General features: G+C 46.6%; 15 protein-coding genes and 2 riboswitches. Of the genes, 4 read left to right on the forward strand and 11 right to left on the reverse strand.

What is annotated here, in order from left to right; translation table 11 throughout:
• Nucleotides 1-125: 125 nt before the first annotated feature.
• From BLS58_RS05975 to BLS58_RS05990, 4 genes are all read right to left on the reverse strand, one after another.
• Complete coding sequence (locus BLS58_RS05975) at nucleotides 126-1457, reverse strand: D-serine ammonia-lyase (RefSeq protein WP_090396988.1); 1332 nt, start codon at nucleotides 1455-1457, stop codon at nucleotides 126-128.
• A gap of 33 nt (nucleotides 1458-1490) precedes the next feature.
• The gene (glyA, locus tag BLS58_RS05980; protein WP_090396990.1) at nucleotides 1491-2741 is read right to left on the reverse strand and encodes a serine hydroxymethyltransferase; all 1251 of its coding nucleotides are present in this window, start codon (nucleotides 2739-2741) and stop codon (nucleotides 1491-1493) included.
• A gap of 64 nt (nucleotides 2742-2805) precedes the next feature.
• Nucleotides 2806-2883: riboswitch (glycine riboswitch) on the reverse strand.
• 2 nt (nucleotides 2884-2885) lie between these two features.
• Nucleotides 2886-2991: riboswitch (glycine riboswitch) on the reverse strand.
• Between the two features lie 89 nt (nucleotides 2992-3080).
• Complete coding sequence (locus BLS58_RS05985; protein ID WP_090396992.1) at nucleotides 3081-3920, reverse strand: methylenetetrahydrofolate reductase; 840 nt, start codon at nucleotides 3918-3920, stop codon at nucleotides 3081-3083.
• A gap of 94 nt (nucleotides 3921-4014) precedes the next feature.
• Nucleotides 4015-5310: a glycine cleavage T C-terminal barrel domain-containing protein gene (locus BLS58_RS05990; protein WP_218126158.1), complete on the reverse strand. Its 1296-nt coding sequence runs from the start codon at nucleotides 5308-5310 to the stop codon at nucleotides 4015-4017.
• Nucleotides 5311-5822: 512 nt separating this feature from the next.
• Between BLS58_RS05990 and BLS58_RS05995 the strand changes: the two genes are divergently transcribed.
• Nucleotides 5823-6518 carry a TetR/AcrR family transcriptional regulator gene (locus BLS58_RS05995; RefSeq protein WP_245723067.1) on the forward strand — a complete coding sequence of 232 codons (696 nt, stop codon included), beginning with the start codon at nucleotides 5823-5825 and terminating at the stop codon, nucleotides 6516-6518.
• 307 nt (nucleotides 6519-6825) lie between these two features.
• Here the strand turns inward: BLS58_RS05995 and BLS58_RS06000 are convergent, their stop codons facing one another.
• The 4 genes from BLS58_RS06000 to fdhA form a co-directional block, all read right to left on the reverse strand.
• Nucleotides 6826-7074: a hypothetical protein gene (locus BLS58_RS06000; RefSeq protein WP_143018875.1), complete on the reverse strand. Its 249-nt coding sequence runs from the start codon at nucleotides 7072-7074 to the stop codon at nucleotides 6826-6828.
• A gap of 208 nt (nucleotides 7075-7282) precedes the next feature.
• The gene (locus tag BLS58_RS06005) at nucleotides 7283-8272 is read right to left on the reverse strand and encodes a glycine betaine ABC transporter substrate-binding protein (protein ID WP_090396997.1); all 990 of its coding nucleotides are present in this window, start codon (nucleotides 8270-8272) and stop codon (nucleotides 7283-7285) included.
• A gap of 208 nt (nucleotides 8273-8480) precedes the next feature.
• A complete protein-coding gene (locus BLS58_RS06010) occupies nucleotides 8481-10448 on the reverse strand; it encodes an oxidoreductase (protein WP_090396999.1) in 1968 nt (655 codons plus the stop codon).
• 348 nt (nucleotides 10449-10796) lie between these two features.
• On the reverse strand, nucleotides 10797-12008 hold the full coding sequence (fdhA, locus tag BLS58_RS06015; protein ID WP_090397001.1) for a formaldehyde dehydrogenase, glutathione-independent: 1212 nt from the start codon (nucleotides 12006-12008) through the stop codon (nucleotides 10797-10799).
• Between the two features lie 146 nt (nucleotides 12009-12154).
• On the opposite strand from fdhA, the gene BLS58_RS06020 reads away from it, so the two are divergent.
• The 3 genes from BLS58_RS06020 (at nucleotide 12155) to solA (ending at nucleotide 14747) form a co-directional block, all read left to right on the forward strand.
• The gene (locus tag BLS58_RS06020; RefSeq protein ID WP_342705472.1) at nucleotides 12155-13048 is read left to right on the forward strand and encodes a LysR family transcriptional regulator; all 894 of its coding nucleotides are present in this window, start codon (nucleotides 12155-12157) and stop codon (nucleotides 13046-13048) included.
• Between the two features lie 109 nt (nucleotides 13049-13157).
• Entirely contained in the window at nucleotides 13158-13565 is a 408-nt protein-coding gene (locus BLS58_RS06025; RefSeq protein ID WP_090397003.1) for a GlcG/HbpS family heme-binding protein, read from the forward strand.
• A gap of 18 nt (nucleotides 13566-13583) precedes the next feature.
• Nucleotides 13584-14747 (forward strand): N-methyl-L-tryptophan oxidase, encoded by a 1164-nt coding sequence (gene solA, locus BLS58_RS06030; RefSeq protein ID WP_090397005.1) that lies wholly within the window; start codon nucleotides 13584-13586, stop codon nucleotides 14745-14747.
• A 431-nt stretch (nucleotides 14748-15178) separates the two neighbouring features.
• On the opposite strand, the gene BLS58_RS06035 is transcribed toward solA, so the two are convergent.
• From BLS58_RS06035 to arcC, 3 genes are all read right to left on the reverse strand, one after another.
• The gene (locus BLS58_RS06035; RefSeq protein ID WP_143018876.1) at nucleotides 15179-15616 is read right to left on the reverse strand and encodes a hypothetical protein; all 438 of its coding nucleotides are present in this window, start codon (nucleotides 15614-15616) and stop codon (nucleotides 15179-15181) included.
• Nucleotides 15617-15734: 118 nt separating this feature from the next.
• On the reverse strand, nucleotides 15735-16178 hold the full coding sequence (locus tag BLS58_RS06040) for a hypothetical protein (RefSeq protein WP_090397009.1): 444 nt from the start codon (nucleotides 16176-16178) through the stop codon (nucleotides 15735-15737).
• 282 nt (nucleotides 16179-16460) lie between these two features.
• Nucleotides 16461-17423 (reverse strand): carbamate kinase, encoded by a 963-nt coding sequence (arcC, locus tag BLS58_RS06045; protein WP_090397011.1) that lies wholly within the window; start codon nucleotides 17421-17423, stop codon nucleotides 16461-16463.
• Nucleotides 17424-17425: the final 2 nt, after the last annotated feature.

Consider the following 17425-nt stretch of genomic DNA (forward strand, 5'->3'; position numbering starts at 1 on the left):
TGATACCTCTCGGAGCAACGATTCTTACCTGAGTGGTTTCACACTTGCACGGGGTGGCACCTCCCGGCACAGTATTGACTTCGCTTTAGGTTTCACTCCGGGCGAAAAGTTTGAATCGGACGACCTTAATCCAACATCGTTTTCCCCTTTTGATAAAACCCGGCCCAATCTTCATCCGGAACCATCGATCCTCCTGTCGACCAAACAATATGTGTTGCCTGGTCCATTTGGGAGGTTAACGCTTGATGTTCGATATAGCCGGACTGCTCTTCCAAACGGATCGGTCCTGTTAAGCCTGATGCCGCCGAAGGTTCCACTTTCAGCGCTTCTGAATCGTATAAAAGGGCCAGGTTTTTAAACAGTTCATCATCTTCCACCGTATAGATTCCGCTTACAAGTTTATCACTAATCTCCGTGGCAAAACTCGACGGGCGTCCGACAGCGAGGCCATCGGCTTCCGTCACATTGTCGATGTCAAAATCCTGGACGCTGATCTTCTCGTGTTTTCCGGTTGCAAGGCCCATAAGCACAGAAGGTGAATGCGTCGGTTCAACGAAAAAACAATGGACGTGATCACCGAAAATCTGTTTTAGACCAAATGTTATACCGCCCGGAGAACCGCCGACACCACAAGGCAGATAAACAAACAGCGGATGTTCTTTGTCAACCGTGATCCCTTTTCGCTCCAACTGATCCTGCAAATAAGAAGCCGCAATGCTGTAGCCCAGAAATAAATCACGGGAATCTTCATCATCGACAAAATAACTCTTCGGGGAAGCGGCACATAATTGTCGCCCTTCTGTAATGGCTTCACTAAAATCAGCCTCGTATTCAACGACTTTGGCTCCCTTTTCCGCCAGTAAATCTTTTTTCCACTGCTTCGCATCGGCGGACATGTGGACGGTCACTTCAAAGCCGAGGGCAGCACTGATGATTCCGATGCTGAGCCCCAAATTCCCGGTTGAGCCAACGCCGATGGAATATTGATTAAAAAACCTTTTAAATTCAGGAGACGCAAATTTTTCATAGCTTTCCTCCTGGGTGATCATCCCATTTTCAAGCGCCAACGTTTCGGCGTGCTTTAACACTTCATAAATGCCTCCGCGAGCCTTAATGGAACCGGCAATCGGCAGTTCATGGTCACATTTTACATACAGGTCGCCAGCCATTTGGCTCCCGTAATGATGTTCCAATCGTGCTTTCATGTCGGGAACATGCCGAAGGGGCGATTCGATGATTCCCTTGCTTTCCTTTGTTTCCGGAAACATTTTTTCAATAAAAGGGGTGAACCTCAACCACCGCTCCCCTGCGTCTTTTATATCTTCTCGGCTTACGGGTAAGTGAATGCCATCCGTTTGTTTCCTGTCATTCTCCCAAAACGCCGGTTTTAACGCCATAATATCTTTAAGAAACGGCATTGTGGGCATTGATTTATCCAAAACATCATTTTGTAACATAACAGAATAGCCTCCTAACTGTTTTTATGATCGTTAAACGCTCACGACGGGCTTGAAAAGAGGAAAGGCTTTGCAGATGTCATCGGTTTTCTTTTTCGCCTTTTCAAGTACCTCCGCGCTGCCATGGCTTCTTAACACCTCCGCAATGATTTCACCGATGGCGATCATTTCTTGTTCGCCCATCCCCCGAGTCGTAAGCGCGGCCGTTCCGATCCTTATGCCGCTGGTCACAAACGCTCCTTCCGGATCAAACGGAATCGTATTCTTGTTGACGGTAATGCCGGCTTTTTCAAGCCATTGCTCCGCCTCTTTGCCGGTAAGGTTCCAGGGACGTACATCGACGAGCAATAAATGGTTGTCGGTTCCGCCTGAAACGAGGGCAGCACCGTTTTCTTTTAACGTGTCTCCAAGCGTTCTCGCGTTTTCGACAATCTGGTTGGCGTACATTTTGAAAGAAGGTTGTAAGGATTCTTTAAAAGAAACGGCTTTTGCGGCAATCACATGCATTAAAGGCCCACCTTGCAAACCGGGGAATACAGCCTTGTTAATCGCTTTTGCCATATCTTTGTCATTCGTTAATACAAACCCACCGCGAGGGCCTCTTAACGTTTTGTGTGTTGTACTGGTCACGACATCCGCGTGAGGGACCGGTGACGGATGGACACCCGCGGCAATAAGTCCGGCAATATGCGCCATATCGACCATTAGTAGCGCCCCTGTTTTATCAGCGATGTCTTTAAATTTTGCAAAGTCAATCACGCGGGGATACGCACTCGCGCCGGCGATGATGAGCTTAGGCTGTTCTTTTTTTGCCTGTTCTTCCAATTGATCGTAATCGATGAAATGATCATCTTCCCTCACACCGTAAGATACAACGTCAAACCATTTCCCCGATATGCTAACAGGGCTCCCGTGGGTTAAATGTCCGCCGTGAGACAAGTTCATCCCCATCACCTTATCCCCGGGCTTTAACTGCGAGTAATAGACCGCCAAGTTGGCAGACGCTCCCGAATGCGGCTGCACATTCGCATATTCAGCGCCGTACAGCTCTTTCAATCGTTCGATCGCCGTATTTTCTGCGACATCCACAAACTCACAGCCGCCGTAATACCTTCTCTCCGGGTAGCCTTCCGCGTATTTGTTCGTCATGACCGAACCCATCGCTTCCAGGACATCTTCGCTCACGAAATTTTCTGACGCGATTAACTCGAGTGTGTCATGCTGCCTCCCCCGTTCGTCCTCTATAGCCGAAAAAATCGTCGCGTCATTCTCTTTTAAACTCATCGTGATCCCTCCTCTAAAAAATTAAAAAAATAAAAAAGGACAGAAAAAAGGTATAGAGACCTTTTCTCTGTCCTTGGACCTGAGAGTTCAACTCCCTCGATGGAGTTTACCCCTTTGGTGGCTTAAGCGCTCTCTCCAGAGATGCGTCCCATTGCAGTCATTTTACCTGAGAGATTCATTCACAAGGTTTTTATGTGAATGTTGCCCCTTCGGTGCCGACATTTAAGTCGATCTCTCCCACAATGTTCATTCGCAAATATTCATGTTGGTTATTAGTGTAGCAAAAAAGAAGCTGGGGGGCAATGATTATTTTCCTTAGGTGCAAGGTGAGCGCTGATATCACATAGCTACACGCTCAAAATATTTTTTTAGTGTAACCAGTTCGTTAAAAGTATAAATATGAAATCCGGCGATCCCATAGTCCGGATCATTTAAGTGCGGGGTGTAGGCGTTCAACAAGTCGGAGGCGTCGTATCCGTGCAACAGTTTCCCTGACAACTTCAGATTTTTTCTAAGGAAGCGGAGCGAGTCGGTCACACCAATACTGGCTGCGATCCGAAGCAGTTTGTCCGGCTTCACCGGACCTGGGATACCCAAGTAGAACGGAAGTTGCAGACCGGCTTCACGCTGTTCTCGTAACCAGGAAAGGACCTGGCCGGAATCGAAGCACATTTGCGTCACAGCGTAATCCGCGAGGAGCGCTTTTGCCTGGAGATCCTTGGTGAGAATGTCATTATCGATTTTAGGTTGCCCTTCAGGATACGCCGGAATGCCGATGCGGCGCAACCCGTGATCACGTGCGGCCAGGGACTGCAACAGTTCGAGGCCATCCCGATACGGGCCCAGTGGTTGATCCTGATCGCTTCCGACGACGAAGATTTCATCAATATCGTGGGCTCGGAGCTTATCAAGCATCTTCTCAAGATGTTCTTCGCTTCGGATCATCCTCGCGCCAATATGGGGAACGACCCGGGCGAACTGAGGAGCCAGAGCGACAGCCGTCTCAATCGTTGCGTCGACACCTTTTTTCGGCGAGCAGGTAATCGTAAGCGTAGCGTAAGGCGGGAGTGCCGCCGTGGTCCGCTCAACGATGCGATTCGTCGGTATGAGTTCAAAACGTGGCTCGCTCATTTGTCCGATCAGTTCAGACGCCGATTGCCGATCCATCATTTCCATCATTACCATCACCTCTTTCATTTTGAAGACATCGGCTGGCCGATGTCTTCGAATCCAACTTCCAACCTCTAGACTCTAACCTCCGGAAATATTCCGTCTAAAGCTTCCGACCGGTCTGGGCCAATCCCGTGCCGAGGAATTCGGGTGGCTTGAACGGTGTCTCTGCAACCTCCGCCGGAACGCGTCCGCCGGCATATGGTTCAGGCAAGTGCACTTCCAGCTGGGTTCCGATCGTACTGAACGAGTTGGGCAACATCGCATAACCAATATTGCACCCCTGGGTCGGCGAATAAAAGGCAGAGGTAATATAACCGATCGGCTCCATCTCATTTTCCGCGTAGACGAGATAAAAATCAGCGGGATACCAGTCGATCTGCTCGCCACCCATCTTCACACCTGCCAGCTTCCTGGTTACACCTTCGCTGTTGATGCGAGTCAGGGCTTCCTTGCCGACGAATTGGGACTTGTTAAGGTCCACTTGCCAGCCCAATCCGACCTGGTAAGGATTGGTTTCCATGTCCATGTCCTGTCCGTGAGAGAGGATTCCCGCTTCGATCCGGCGAATGTGACCCGGGGCGATCACTTTTAGATTGTATGGTTCACCGGCATCGAGAAGATGGTACCAGAGCCGTTCGGCATTGGCGCTGGCATCACGGAGGTAGATCTCATAGCCGGCTTCACCCGAGAAGCCCGTGCGGGACACGATGACAGAACAACCGTTCACTTCACCCTCAAACAGTCCGTAGTAGGGGACATCGTGGATCTGCTCACCAAACAGATCGACCATGAGCGCTGTTGCCTTTGGACCTTGAATCTGCACGGGAGCGACATCGATTTCATATACCGTGCAATCAAATTCGTTCTTGACATTGAGCGCCTGCAGCCACATGGCAATGTCAGTGTCGGAGAGAGAAAACCAAAATTCATCTTCAGCAGGCCGAAGGAGAACCGGATCATTTAAGATTCCGCCGTCTTCGTTGCACAAGATAACGTAGCGGGCCTTTCCGACCTTGAGGTTGTCGACCGAGCGCGTAATGGCCAAGTCGACCAACTTGTCGGCGTCCGGACCTTTCACCTGAATCTGCCGCTCGACGGCAACATTCCACAGCGTGACATGTTCGGTGAGATATTCATATTCTTTGAGGAGTCCTCCCTCCTCATACGGGACATAGGCACGCGGGTGATACATGTGGTTATATACCTCATAGCACCAACAGCCGGCTTCCTGGGAAAGGTGCCAGAAAGGAGACTTGCGTACCCTTTGTGAAATCAGCATACGTGAACCGTTGTCCCCGCTTTGGCGAAGGTTAACCGGAACCTGTCTGTTCACGCCAAGTGTCTTCAGATCGTTAGACGTCTTAACCTCTGCTACAGGACTCACCTCAAAAGTCATAATCAATGGCCTCCTTACTTAATGAATATTCAGAATTAAAAATACCAACAACACTGACTTAGCCGATAAAACATCCAAAAATTAATCCGCCGACTTACCAGGCATGTTGAACAGAAATCCATTCGGGAAATCGCTTACATTTTTCATATCAACTCCTTCAGCAGTATAGACCTCTGCACTACTCTGTCCTTGCCTTACAATCATGATTACAAAATACTCTTGATTATATTATAATCCGTGTACAGAGCATTGTAGACTTGATTTTTGCATTTTTCTTCAAAGAAATTTCCGAAAACCGACTTCGCTTTATAATCATGATTATATTATATCCATGATTATATTATAATCGGTGTATAAGCCATTGTGAACCCTTTTCTGAAATTTTCTTCGCAAAAATTTTCGACACCATTAAAGCCAATATGGGTGCCCATTTGAAGAGCTGGGGACAAGTGTGCTAGATTGAAAAGAGATGAGTCGAGAATGACATTCTCCTGGCGAAAAGAGGTGGAAGCTTGGACAAGAAGGCGATTCAAACAATCCGCATGATGAGATACTTTATAGATGCCACCGTGCAGATCATTGAAGAAGAAGGTTTTGAAAACGTAACGATCAGGAAAGTATCCGATTTGGCCGGTTATAACAGCGCCACCATTTATAATTATTTTAGCGAACTTTCTCACCTGATTTTCTATGCCTCATTACAATTTTTACGAAAATATGCAGCGGCACTTCCCGCTTACATGGCGAAAGGGAACAACCCTCTGGAAAAATTCTTGCTTATGTGGGAATGCTTTTGCCAATATTCTTTTGCTGAACCGCATATCTATCATGCTATCTTCTCCTCGGACGTCGGAGGCGGATCCAAGGAACTGATGGATGAGTATTACGATCAGTTCCCGGATGACCTCGACGACCTCCCCTCCGATTTAAGACCGATGTTATTGGAATTTAACATGACGAACAGGGAACGCATCGCAATGGCGGCGTGCGTTCAAGCGGGGTATATTAAGGAAGAACACGCAGAACACATCCAGGAAATGATAAAACTGATCTGGCAAGGCATGTTGACACTTGTTTTGAACCGAAGATATGACTACTCTGCGGAAGAAGCAACAGAAATGACTATGAAATATATTAGAGAAATCGTCGAAAATGCCAATACGTTTTCCTTTGGCTTTGCTTTGGATCAACGTGAATGGAACAGCTGAGTACACTGACCCAGACTGCACGAGCGTAGTCAGTACTGACTACGCCTATACGTTCGGACCCAGTATTGGTCAGCAACTATCGGTATATGGCACCCTGACGCGTTATGGCGGAAGCTGTTAGGTCTTCAAAATTGGTTTATGACGCCCTAATACGGTATGCCTGACGTCGTTAGGTCTTCATCTTTAGGTTTTGGCGCCCTAACTCGTTATGACTGACGTCGTTAAGTCTTCATCTTTGGTGTATGGACCCTTAAAATTTTCGCTCTCGGCGTAAGTGAACACACAAGAAAATAGCGCTGATATCGAATCAGCGCATCTCCTGATACCCCATTAAACCGCATTCACAGGCTGTTCGACCGTCAATTTTCCTTCCTTGAAAAGATCCAGTATGACTTGCGTATAATGATAAACAGGCTGTTCCAGTCTCATTTCCGGAGCTGGATTCCCCGTCATACAACAGACCGACGTCCATCCCTGCACGCTCAAAAATCGTGCTGATTGCTTGCACCGATTTCAAAACGTTCGGCTCGCTGTCAAACGAAGCGACATCCCCCATAAACCATAAGCTTCGCGTCGCGCGTCCTTGAATTGGAGGGGTGCTTTCGATTGCCACCTCGGGCGCGTATCAGGATTTTCTCCATAAGCATTACGCTGGTCAATGAGATTTTCCAGGGCTCCCTGAGCCCGCTCCTCAACGGAACCACTTTCAACCAACGATGAACGCATACCTACAATTTTCGGAACATCTCGAGGATTGTCTTTATCTAATCTTCTTGCAGATCTTCAATCGATTCAATATCCATATAAGACGGAACGGTCAAACCATGTAAAGCCCCTTCGTCCAAGTTTGGGCCGAGGTCTTCGTATTCATCTTCATAATCTTCGATATAGTGCACATGTGTGTGTGGCGACCATACTGCTGTCGATGCATCTGCATCTCCTTCGGCTACCGAGGCAAACATGAAGTTAGCTTCCACTTGGTTCGTTTCAACATCATAGCCAACACTTTCAAGGGCTTGGGCAAGCACATTGGTGGAGGCAATTTCTGTATCCCAAGCAACGAGAGAAAGGCTAATTGTTTCGCCGTCACCAGCGTCTTCATCGATCCCGTCTGTCCATTCAGATACAAGTTCTTCATTTTCGTCTATCCAGTTTTGGGCAGCTTCAGCTTCATCCACTCCATCCTGAATTTCAAGCATAACTTGTTCAATGTGTGGAACTTCCCATTCGAAATTACCTATAATTTGATAAGCATCCGGATGATCGTCTTCCAAGCCTTCACGCGCCATGGTGCGAATGCTTTCGTCGTCACCGAAAGAATATTCAGGATCATCAAGCATTGTCAGATCATATTCCTGGAATTTCCAGTGTGGCGTCCACCCTGTTATGAAAATCGGTTCTTCATTCTCATACGCATTATCCAAAGCCTGCACCATCGCTGCATCGGAGCTCGATTGCAAGTTCCATTCATCTAGACCATAATCTTCAAACGCATCTTCCGTTAATTGCATAACACCGGCACCTCCGTCAACGCCTACGACAGTATAATCGACTTCTTCGCCGTAATCATCGGCAGCCTCAGCATCTCCGTCATCCTCGTCCACATCTTCATCGTCTGTTTCTTCCTCCGGTTCGCTGTTATCGTCCGGTTCATCTCCGGGATTCTCGGCATCATCGTCTGCGCCGCACCCGACGGCCAACAATGTAAGTGAAAGTCCGGCAACGACAACGACACGTTTCCAATGCTTCAACATGGTAAAAACACTCCTTTCCCAAGATTAATTGCCCCTGCGCGCTGCCAGCGACCGACCGCGGTATAGACAATATCCCCGAGCCCGTCAGCACCGTTCATCGAAACAGACGACTCTTATTTTATAGAATAGTTTGAAAAATAATGTCGGAATTAATGCTTCAGGATTCTTTGCATAGTTTGCTGTTCACAAACTATGCAAAGAATAATTACTATAATGAACTTCCTACACGCACCCCTTCCGAGACAGCATCATTTAATCGGCGGGGGGAAACGGCATCACCGATAAGCTGAACATCAAGTTCCGGAGCAGCTGACTTTAGCTGATCCAACAAACGATTATCCCCTTCTTCGTAACCGATGAAGATGATCATCTCATCCTGTTCAATATCCCTCTTCGTTTCCGACCACATGTCCTCCAATACATGATGGCCTTCTTTTGTTGTGCGCAAATGTTTATTTGGAGACATTGTCACATTCTTTTCTGTCAACAACCGGTATAGTTCAGGCTTTTGCATTTCATCCAAATCTTCTGCCACCGACCATAACGGTGTGGCAATTTCAACTTGGGAAGCGCCCTTTTCAGCTGCAAAGTGAGCGACGCTGCTGCCTCTGAATTTCCCTTCCCGATCATAGATTAATACTTTACTATTGCCATTGATCGAAACCTTGCCATCAAGCAGCTCAACATCCGTTACATAATGGTCATTTCTGGGATTAGCCCCCGTAGCAAGCACAATATCATCAGGATTTAAAAGTAAGACATTGTCAGTCGTTCCTTTTGTATTAAGATGAACATTTACGCCCAGCCGATCTAATTCTTGCTCCAGCCATTTAATGTGCCTCCCGTAATGCGGGCGTTCGGAAGCCATCGCAGCGAAATAAACTTTTCCTCCCAGTTTATCCGTGCCTTCCAGCAGATGAACCTCATGCCCGCGAATGGCTGATACACGGGCGGCTTCCATTCCCGCCGGACCGCCACCGACAATAACGACTTTGCGTTGCTGCTGTGCAGGGGTGAGATCATCCAGGGAATCATCGGCCATGGCAGGATTCACCGTACAAATAACCGGCATCCCCGAGTATAATCTGCCGATACATTCACCGCATGCAATACACGGCCTTATTCGAGAAAACTCCCCTTTTTGTGCCAGCTGTGGCATATCCGGATCCGCAATAATAGCCCTTGTCATACCAACAAGATCACAATCTTCATTCGTCAAAGCACTTTCCGCCTGACTGGGGTCGAGATTACGTCCGGCAACTAAAACAGGGACCGAAAGCTGCTCTTTCATATTTTTCGCCACATGATTATAGGTACCCCTTGCAAACGTATCTCCGGGAACAACCGCAGCCTGGGCGTCGTAGGTTGCACCGGTCCCGCCGCTAATGCTAAACATATCAATGCAGCCTAAATCATCAAGTGTTCGGGCAATGTCAAGCATATCTTTATGATCAAGATCTAATGCATCGGTTTTAGGGTCGGCGGTCATTCGAAAAGCAATAATGAAATCGCTTGATACTGCCTCTCTAACCGCTTGAATCACCTCGATCGAAAAGCGCATACGACCGGCAAAATCCCCACCATATCTATCCGTGCGATGGTTAAGAGCTGGGCTCCAAAACTGTTCAATGAGGTGTCCTGAAAAAGATGTGATCTCAATGCCATCCCAGCCACAACGTTCTAACCGCTCCGCAGCTTCAGCAAAAGACTGAATGATGGGCGGTATTTCCTCCGTACGCATAACGTGTGGGATCTCTCGATGCACCCCCTCCGGAATGGCGGACGGCGCCTGTATAGGACGGCCACTTACCGATGAATCTGCACGTCTTCCCATATGGGTGGCCTGGGACATAATTAAGGCGCCATGGGCATGAACCCGATCGGCAAGGTCCTTCAATAAAGGCTCATTTTCCTCATTCCATAAACTTACGGATCCATAGGAAGCTGCCGATTCCTCATAGACACTGGCAGAGCCAAACGTCATAATGATCCCGGCACCTCCGGCCGCTTTACGTTCATGGTATCTAACATGACGATCATTGATGAGGCCCGTACCATTATCCCACGCCACAGCATGTGACGTTGATACAATGCGATTTTTGGCTTCTTTATTGCCAATTTTCAACGGACTGAATAAGGTTTGCAAATTTGTCTGTACCGTTTGATGATCACTCATTAGTATCTCCCTCCCATTAAAATAAAAGGATAGCGAAAGGGTCAGCTGTACGAAAAACAATTTATTTTAGTTTTCTGATAAAATGTTCAAAAGAATAATCTCATTTCTTAAAGTGATGCTCGGTCGAGTTAAATAGAATATGTATACGCTTACAATTCGCCAATAAAAATATGCGTCACCTTGATCTTATTTTATTATGTAATCATGATTATATAATAATCAACCCATAAATCATTGTCAACCGATTTTGAAATTTGTCTCCCGATTCATTCTTACTAGTATAAATTTTTCTTTATGATCGGATTTAAATATCAGGTGTGACAAGTAATCCCTTGCCACACCCATTTTTTACCGAAGCGATCCATGCGGATCAATGACGAATTTCTTCGCTACCCCACTGTCAAAATCAGCGTATCCATCGGGAGCTTCGTCAAGGGAAATCACTTGCGCGTTAACCGCTTTGGCAATTTGAGCATTGCCGGATAAAATCGATTTCATCAACCCGCGATTGTAGTACATAGCCGGTGTCTGGCCGGTGACGAAGGTGTGCGCTTTTGCCCACCCCTGGCCGAAGCGAACTTTTAATGACCCTGTCTGGGCATCCTTATCCGCTGCGCCGGGGTCTTCAGTGACATAAAGGCCAGGTATGCCAAGGCCTCCGCCGGCCTGCGTCACATCCATAATCGCGTTCAATACAGCTGCCGGCTGTTCGCCGCTTTCTCCGTGTCCTGAGGCTTCAAATCCGACCGCATCAATGGCGGCATCTACTTCCGGGACACCCAGGATTTGTTCAATTTGTTCGCCCAGTCGATCATGTTCTCTCAGGTTAACCGTTTCACACCCGAAACTTTTCGCTTGTTGAAGCCGCTCTTCATTTAAGTCACCGACAATAACAGCGGAGGCGCCAAGGAGTTGGGCTGAATGAGCCGCGGCAAGTCCAACCGGCCCCGCTCCTGCGACATACGCCGTGGAACCCATTGTGACACCTGCTGAATAGGCGCCGTGAAACCCGGTGGGGAAAATATCGGTAAGCATCGTTAAATCAAGGATCTTATCCATCGCCTGATCCTTATCCGGGAACTTCAAAAGTTGAAAATCCGCATAAGGAACCATCACATATTCGGACTGGCCACCGACCCAGCCGCCCATATCAACATAACCATAGGCAGACCCGGGGCGATCCGGATTCACATTCAGGCAAATATGGGTTTTTTGTTGCTGGCACATGGTACAGCGCCCACACGCGATGTTAAAAGGAACCGACACCATGTCCCCTTTTTCAATAAATTCAACGTCTCGCCCTGTTTCAATGACTTCCCCGGTAATTTCATGCCCAAGAACCAAGCCTTGAGGGGCTGTCGTTCTGCCGCGGACCATATGTTGGTCGCTACCACAAATGTTCGTCGCAATGACTTTAAGGATAACCCCATGTTCACATTTACGATTTACGTTTTCTTTCGGTACACCGGGACCATCTCTCAAAACGAGTTCCGGATAACCGATGTCTTCGACTGTGACTTTTCCCGATCCTTGATAAACGACGCCTTTGTTGGATGCCATGATGATCCCTCCAAGTAATTTTTAATATAATATAAATTGAAAATATTATATCTCTATCTTTTCATAAAATTGTATAAAAGCAACCCAATCATGTAAAATGATTAATAACGATAGCTGCTATCATTTTGAGAAATAAGGGAGGGGGAATGACAGTGGAGATCAGGGATCTAAAAATTTTCAAATCTGTTGCTTTCCACGGGAGCGTCAGTAAAGCGGCCAATGAGCTAAGTTATGTCCAATCCCATGTGACGACCAGGATTCAATTGTTGGAGAAAGAATTGCAAACAAAATTATTTCACCGTGACAGCCGTGGTATGATTTTAAATCCGGAGGGGAAAAAACTTTTATCGTATACCGACAAGCTGTTAGTCACGATTGATGAAATGGTAAAAGTCGTTCAAGATTCCGATCAGCCGTCAGGGGAACTTGACTTGGGAACGGTAGAGACCGTCATTGGACTCCCGCACATTTTATCCGCTTATCATCACAAATATCCAAATGTCGATTTATCACTGGTCACAGACGTAACGGAAAACCTCCTTGAGCAAGTGCTCTCACACAAATTGGACGGTGCCTTTGTCACCGGATTTGACGAACATCCTAAAATTACTCAACATGAAGTGTTCCATGAAGAATTGACTTTGATTTCAAATAATAGTGAGATTTCTCTGGATGAATTGGCCCAAAAACCGTTGCTCGTATTTAAATCGGGCTGCAGCTATCGGGCCAAGTTAACGGAGTGGATCAATGACGAAGGGATTCATCCCGCCAATATTATCGAATTCGGCACACTGGAAACCATTTTAGGGTCTGTGGTGTCCGGCTTAGGTATTACACTGCTCCCAAAATCGACCATTTCCCATTTGGAAGCGGACGATGTCATTCGCAGTATGAACCTTCCCGAAAAATACAGTCACGTGACAACCGTTTTTATCCGGCGCTCAGACGCTTATCTAACCCATTCGATGAAAAGATTTATGGAAACGATTGACACGAGTAAAGAAACCAACCGAGCCGCTCCGATAAGATATCAGTTTTAGTGATCGATGATATCAATAACAGTCATTTTACGTGATATACAATTTCTTTTATACTATGGGCAAATGCCTTGCATTTATGAAAATTTCAACCATTGGGAGGGAGTTTGTAATGAGCGCATTAAACTTAAACGCTGCAAAAACTTTGATCGAGGCCGCTGAACGTGAATCGCAGAACATTGGCGTGCAAATGGTGATTTCGATTATGGACGAGGGAGGCAACCTGATCGCCACCCATCGCATGGATGACGCGTGGATCGCCAGTATCGATATCGCGCAGAACAAAGCATGGACGTCCGTCGCCCTTAAAATGCCGACTTCCAATCTGGAAGAAGCGACGGTTCCCGAGGGCTCCCTTTATGGATTAAACACGACCAACCAAGGAAAAATTGTCGTCTTCGGCGGCGGGATCCCGCTCGTTAAAGACGGTAAAGTCGTCGGAGCTGTCGGTGTCAGCGGAAGCACAGTCGATCATGACGTACAGGTAGCGGAAGCAGCCGTCAATAAATTCGAAGAATAAATTAAAGGGGCTTCTAATATGAGCTCAGATTATGATGTAGTCGTTGTTGGCGCAGGCTCTATGGGAATGGCTGCCGGTTATTATTTATCCAGACAAGGGGCGAAAACACTGCTCATCGACGCTTTTGATCCGCCCCATTCCCAGGGAAGTCACCATGGAGAGACGCGAATTATTCGCCATGCCTACGGGGAGGGAAGAGAATATGTCCCTCTGGCGATAAGAGCCCAGACACTGTGGAATGACCTCCAGGAGGAAGCCGACGAAACGATTTTCGAAAAAACAGGCGTACTGGGATTCGGGCCCGAAGGTTCGGCGTTTATCGATGAAGCGATCGCCAGTTCCAGGGAATATTCACTGTCGCTTGATCTACTGGATGCCGATGAAATCAATAAGCGCTGGCCCGGCATACAACTGCCAAAAGGCTACAAAGGCTGTTTTGAACCGGATTCCGGTGTTTTATACAGCGAGAATTGTATCCGCGCTTATCGTCAACTAGCTGAAAAGCATAACGCTACCTTGCTGACAAATACACCGGTCTTGAATATAGAGACTTATGATAACGGTGTTTCAGTCCAAACGGACCATGAAACATTCACAGCTAAAAAAATCGTGATAAGTGCGGGACCATGGAGCGGGAAGGTTCTGGCAAACTTAGGTCTGGATATACCCCTACAACCGACACGGCAAACGGTAACCTGGTTTGACTCCGACCCGTCATTATATGAGTCTGATGCTTTTCCTGCTTTTTTTGTCGATGTGCCTTCAGGTGTCTATTATGGGTTCCCGAGCTTTGACGGTTGCGGGGTAAAACTCGGACGATTTGACACCGGGCAAAAAACGGAACCGGCTTATGTCAACCGTGAATATGGGATTTTTCCGGAAGATGAAGGCGACGTTCGTGAATTTCTGGAAACGTATATGCCTGAAGCGGCAGGAAAATCAAATCGTGGTCGCGCTTGCATATTCACAAGAACCCCGGACGAGCATTTTGTGGTCGATCTTCATCCACAACATTCTCACATCGTCATCGCCGCCGGTTTTTCCGGACACGGATTTAAATTTGCCAGTGTCATCGGAGAAGTTTTAAGCCAATTGGCTTTAGATGGTCACACCGAGCATGATATCTCGAAGTTTTCAATTACACGATCGGAATTACATCATCCAAAAGTGCCACAAAAGTGACGAACAGAGAGCAATTTCTCTGTTCGTTTTTTTGGCAGGTAAGAAAGTATAAACCACTTTCTTATCCTGCATAAGTGCAACTAAGGCTTATCGCCTTGGCGATAAGCCAAGTTTTCTTTAGTCAAGGGTGTGCGTCACTCAGGCTTTAGCCCATTGGTAGAGCAAAACAGCCTAATTGACGTTGGAACCTTCTAAACTGTTCGCGAGTCGTCTATTCGGACAAATTCACTGGTTCATTGGCGAAAATTGTCCGAATAGAGGATTCATTCGGACAAAAGAAAGGGCTGATCAGCAACAATTGTCCGAATGGGAGGTTCATTCGGACACAACCAGGATCAATCGACAAAAGAATGTCCGAAAAAGGGGTTTATACGGACAAATCGAAAGGGCAAGCGGTAAAAAATGTCCGTTATCCGGTTAATATCCGCGACTTAAAACCGCAACGACAAACACGTCAAACTCCCCTCGTTTTTCCGGAATTCCGATGTTTCCACCTCGATGATCGGATAACCTAGCGCTCGGATTTGTCGGTAAGTCTTCGGAAACCCTTTCGGCATGATGATGCGATCATTTATGCGAAGACAGTTCGCCGCGTAAGCTTCATCGTCAGGGAGAACGATTTTTTGAAAGGACGATAAAGCGGATTCATCGTTGAATTCACCGGCAACAAGAAAGTGATTGTCCTCTTTGGCTAATTTCCGGTTATAGTCTTTCATCCAGCGTGTCTCTTTTTGACCTATACGTTCAATGGCTCGCTGAGCCTTCTTTTTGCCTAACGAACGTCGCAGGGAACGGAAGTGACGACGGATGTACCCAACTTCTTTTCCGGAGAAAAATTGTCGCTGGCCAGAGGTCGGTTCGGATAGCACAGCCAGATGTCTTAAACCGACATCCACACCGATAGGGTATAGTCATGCAGATTTATGTCTCGCTCTAATACCGAAGATACTAGGATAGGGATCGCGATATACCAGTGACGGCCTTTTCTCAAAAGCTAATCGTGCGACGACAATCATTATGTTTTTTGGTTAACCACGGGAAAAATGTCTTTACACCGCTACTTTCCATAACCGGAAGGGTTTTCTTTCCATGATTTCCGGTGAAGGAAATGTACCAGCGACCATTCTTTTCGACGTTGCTCCAATTCTGGTCATTAATCCTAACACCTAGAGAGTTTTTAAAAGTAGGAATTATTTTTGCCTTTTGCTCTTTGAAGTCAGATACAGCTTTTTTAGCTAAACGAATCGCTTCGTTTTTAATGACAGCCTTTAAATCGGCATCCACATTTTTGGACGAGAGTTTTTCATCGTTTATAATTCTTTTGACGCATGTATTCACTGTTGAAACAAATTCTTGTTGTTCGTATAACCATTGCTTTTGCTTCGATTTTGACGGGTTTTTCAGTTGAACGAAGATGGTTTGAATCGCCATGGTTGTTCACCTCCCTCCTTAACAGCCATTGTGTCAAACATGCGTTCGAAAGGCAATCCAGATAACCTTTTTTCAAGATTTTATTCTAAAAAGACTTTGCCATTCATCCCCTTATTGAAATAAGGTGATGAATGGCAATTGGCCGTAAACATATAAGCCGTCCTCCATTACACCAACAATTTCCTCGTATAGTATTGGCATTCGCTTGCGATCGGTTATCCGTCCAGCTTTCCGATGATCTATAATGAAAATGTTCTACGTCAATAAAATTATTGAATAACGTTAACTAACAGTCACACGTTTCTCAACTGGTTTAACAATCGTCCCCGTTTTTCCCTGCAGTGCTTCCTCTGCTTGATCTAACGCGCATATAATAGAGGTGCCTCCGGTTTTGGCAAATTGCAATGCAGCCTCGACTTTTGGTCCCATACTGCCTTTACTGAAGTGGCCGTTCTTAATATATGCCTCCAATTCTTCAATGGAAAGGTTTCTCAGCGCCTTTTCGTTGGGCTTGCCGTAATTGACATAGACATGATTAACGTCAGTTAAGATCATAAATACATCCGCATCGATGTCTTCGGCCAACTTACATCCACTGCGGTCTTTATCGATGACAGCCTCGATGCCTGTATCGATGCCGCTATCGTTACGAACAACCGGTATCCCGCCTCCACCGCCAGCAACGACAATGTTATTGTTTTCGGACAGCTCTCGAATTGCCTCAGCTTCCAAAATGCAAATCGGTTTCGGGGAGGAAACCACTCTGCGCCAGCCACGATTCGCATCTTTTTTCATGTCCCATAGCTTAGATTCTTGTAGTTCCTTAGCTTCTTCTTCAGTAAAAAAGGATCCGACCGGTTTGCTCGGGTCGAGAAATTCTTCATCTTCCTTGGACACCTGTACCCTTGTAATCATACTGACAACAGAGGCTTCCAAATGATTTTTTTTCAATTCATTCAAAAGCGATTGTTCAATCATATAACCGATAAACCCTTGCGTTTGCGCATTCAGTACATCAAGAGGCATCGATGGCACAACCGCTTGCGCCTCTTCATTTTGTTGTAACAAGCGACCAACTTGCGGGCCATTGCCGTGTGTGATTACAAGGCGGTATCCCTGTTTCACCAATTGACTTAGAAATTGACAACTTTTCTCGACCTTCTTTAGCTGATTCTCATAAGTCGGTTCTTGATCGACTTGCTGAATGGCGTTTCCACCCAATGCGACAACAACCGTTTTACTCATCT

The organism is Natribacillus halophilus (assembly GCF_900100185.1).
GTDB classification, from domain to species: domain Bacteria; phylum Bacillota; class Bacilli; order Bacillales; family Marinococcaceae; genus Natribacillus; species Natribacillus halophilus.